This is a genomic window from Moorena sp. SIO1F2 (assembly GCF_010672755.1).
Classification (GTDB): Bacteria; Cyanobacteriota; Cyanobacteriia; order Cyanobacteriales; family Coleofasciculaceae; genus Moorena.
The window spans coordinates 1-3,196 of sequence record NZ_JAAHFV010000528.1; the positions used below are offsets into that span (position 1 = coordinate 1).

The 3,196-nt window shown below is 46.9% G+C and carries 2 protein-coding genes; both read left to right on the forward strand.

The features are described 5' to 3' along the window. Positions 1-933: 933 nt before the first annotated feature. A complete protein-coding gene (gene btpA, locus F6J94_RS32205; protein ID WP_071104593.1) occupies positions 934-1,764 on the forward strand; it encodes a photosystem I biogenesis protein BtpA in 831 nt (276 codons plus the stop codon). 219 nt (positions 1,765-1,983) lie between these two features. After that, positions 1,984-2,976, forward strand: a complete 993-nt coding sequence (locus F6J94_RS32210) for a vitamin K epoxide reductase family protein (protein WP_293021395.1) — start codon at positions 1,984-1,986, stop codon at positions 2,974-2,976. Positions 2,977-3,196: the final 220 nt, after the last annotated feature.

Here is a 3,196-nt window from a genome sequence, read left to right on the forward strand (position 1 = left end):
TGGCGACTTGCGATAAAATAAATAGTTCAACCTACTTTCTACTCGTAGAGAATGGTTTCCGACGATGGGGTGCTAGGTCCAACTACGGCTTAGTCACATAACCTACTGCCCTTTACCAGAACCTTACACCATTGATTGAGCTTGGTGTGATTGAGCTTAGTGTGTAAGTGATGTGCTCAACTCCTAATCTGCTCTGCTAATCTACTAGTACTGATGTTCCATGTTGATTTCACTATCAAAACCTATACACTCATTCTAAATTAAATTTTATTAAAATATTCAAAAAAATATGAGGAAATCTAAAAATATCCCTCACAGAAAATCATGGGCTCGCGGGGATCGTGACTCCAACGGGCTCGTGTTGGTAAGCTCCCTCTATGGGGGAGCGGGGGGCTGAGCTCCTACAGGGATTAAATCGAGTAGTGCTGATCTGGGCTCTTAACCACAAGCAGCTCGAAAAGCTCAAAGTTGACAGGACAAAGGTACAATCTACTGGTACTATATATAATCCTATTTTACCCTTGACCTAGCATCAGTAGGCATCAAAAACAGATGTAGTAGTTTTAGGGCTCACCTCTGTTAACCTACCACCACTAGAAATCGTCTTCAGGAATTAAGGTGCTTGCTTTGGGGATAGCACTGACCGATACAATTGGTTTGAGCGACTGGTTTTAGCAACCGGGAGAACTAAATCCCAGGTGTAATCAAAAGGGTAAGCACCATAGCTTTACCATTAATGCCAGTGGTAGACCGATGCCAGAAAGCGATGCAGCGCGGTCTTGGGGGTTTCCCCCACTCGCGCTTTGCATCAAGACAAGGCATCCGACCCTACTCTCAATTCCCAAGTTTTCTACAGGGGGCGCTGGTTCCCTCTATCTGTAGCTTTTCCTCCCCGCTCCCTGATGAGATGGGGCTTCCAAACATCCCACGATTGTGAACTTAGAGCAAATTTTCCAGACACCGAATCCGATCATAGGAGTTGTGCATTTGCTGCCACTCCCTACTTCCCCGCGCTGGGGGGGTAGCCTGCAAGCTGTGATTGACCGAGCCGAGCAAGAGGTCACCGCCTTAGGGTCTGGTGGAGTCGATGGGGTGATTGTTGAGAATTTTTTCGACGCCCCATTTACTAAAAACCAGGTCGATCCAGCAGTAGTCAGTACCATGACGATCATAGTCCAGCGACTGATGAACCTGGTTCCCATACCAATAGGGATCAATATTTTACGCAATGATGCTCATAGTGCTTTAGCAATTGCTACTTGTGTAGGGGCTAAATTTATCCGTGTTAATGTTCTGACTGGGATTATGGCAACAGACCAGGGGTTAATTGAGGGACAGGCTCATACACTCTTGCGCTACCGTCGGGCACTGGGTAGTGATGTTAAGATTCTTGCTGATGTTCTAGTCAAACATGGACAACCTTTGGAGTCACCGAATATCACCATAGCTGTACAAGAAACCATAGAGCGGGGGTTAGCTGATGGTGTGATTCTCTCTGGCTGGGGAACCGGTACTCCTACTAATCCCCAAGACCTGGTGTTAGCCTCGGCGGCGGCTAAGGGCAAACCAGTGTTTATTGGCAGTGGGGCTAATTGGGAAAATATCTCCACCCTGATGCAATATGCTGATGGGGTAATTGTCTCTAGTTCCCTCAAGCGTCGTGGACAAATTGATCAACCTATTGATCCGATTCGGGTCAGTCAATTTGTGGAAGCAGTACGCAGTAGTGTGTCTGCTAAACAAGAAGAAAAACCAATTGTTTGAAGGTTGGCCAGTTGAAGGTTGAAGGTTGGCCGGTTGAACGCGCACGCGTGGCCAATAGGCCAAGGTTATCAGGTTGAACGCGCACGCGTGGCCAATAGGCCAAGGTTGGCCGGTTGACTTTCAACAGTATGTTAACTTGATTTCTGTCTATTGGTTGTTTGACTTGATAACGTAGTAGTTAGAAATTTCAAGCAACCCCTATTCCTCATTATCTAGATTATGAGTGTAAGTCGCAGGCGTTCTGCCCCCTGGATTTATCGTTGGTCCCGTCAGCTGATTGCTGCGATCGCTGTCGTGGGTGCCCTGTTAACTGCTTATCTGACTGTGGTTAAACTGACAGGTGGTACTGCAGTTTGCAGCGCGGGTGCAGCTAATGCTTCCAGCTGTAATGATGTCCTTTCCAGCCCTTATGCTAGTATATTTGGTCTGCCACTAACCTTGTTTGGTTTCTTGGCATACACCAGTATGGCTACATTTGCCTTGGCTCCCTTGTTAGTAAAGGGAGACCCAAAGAAAGGACTTCGCTCAAAACTAGAAAATTGGACTTGGTTACTGCTGTTGGCAGGTGCAGCAGCTATGACAGTGTTCAGTAGCTACTTGATGTACTTGCTAGCGTTTGAGATCCAAGCACTCTGTATATACTGCATCACTTCAGCATTATTTGCCATTAGCCTGCTAGTCCTAACCCTTGTGGGTCGCAGTTGGGACGATATTGGTCAAATTTTCTTTATCGGTCTGATCGTGGGCATGATCACCTTGGTGGGTACCTTAGGCGTTTATGCTAATGTTGGGGAATCCGTGGCCACATCAGCAGATAATGGTGGTCCAATTCCCACAGCCTCTGGTGCGCCAAACGCAGCTATTGGTGGCTGGAAAGTTAACACAACCTCTGGTCAATCGGAAATTGATCTGGCGCGTCATTTGACTGAAGTTGGTGCTAAGAAATACGGAGCTTACTGGTGTCCCCACTGCTATGAGCAGAAGCAACTGTTTGGAAAACAGGCATTCTCTCAAATCAATTATATAGAGTGTGCTCGTGATGGCAAAAATGCTCAGACAGAAGCCTGTATCGCTGCTGGAATTCAATCCTATCCTACTTGGCAAATTAATGGCGAATTGCTCCCTGGTGTCCGAACTCTAGAAGAATTGGCTAATGTCACTGACTATCAAGGCTCCAGGGACTTTAAGTACTATTTGCCAGGACGATCCTAGGATTTGAAGGCAAAAGGTAAAGAGATGGAAGTATGGGAAGTATGGGGAGATGGGGAGATGGGGAGATGGGGAGATGGGGAGATGGGGAGATGGGGAGATGGGGAGATGGGGAATCGGGAATCGGGAATCGGGAACAGCGAAAAAATCTTGTTTACCTTATTAATATGAGAACCCTTAATAAAAATCTCCCCATCTCCCCAACTCCCCATCTCCCCATCGC

Coding starts and splice junctions, on each gene's coding strand:
- F6J94_RS32210 (WP_293021395.1), top strand. CDS start 1,984: ATGAGTGTAAGTCGCAGGCGTTCTGCCCCCTGGATTTATCGTTGGTCC.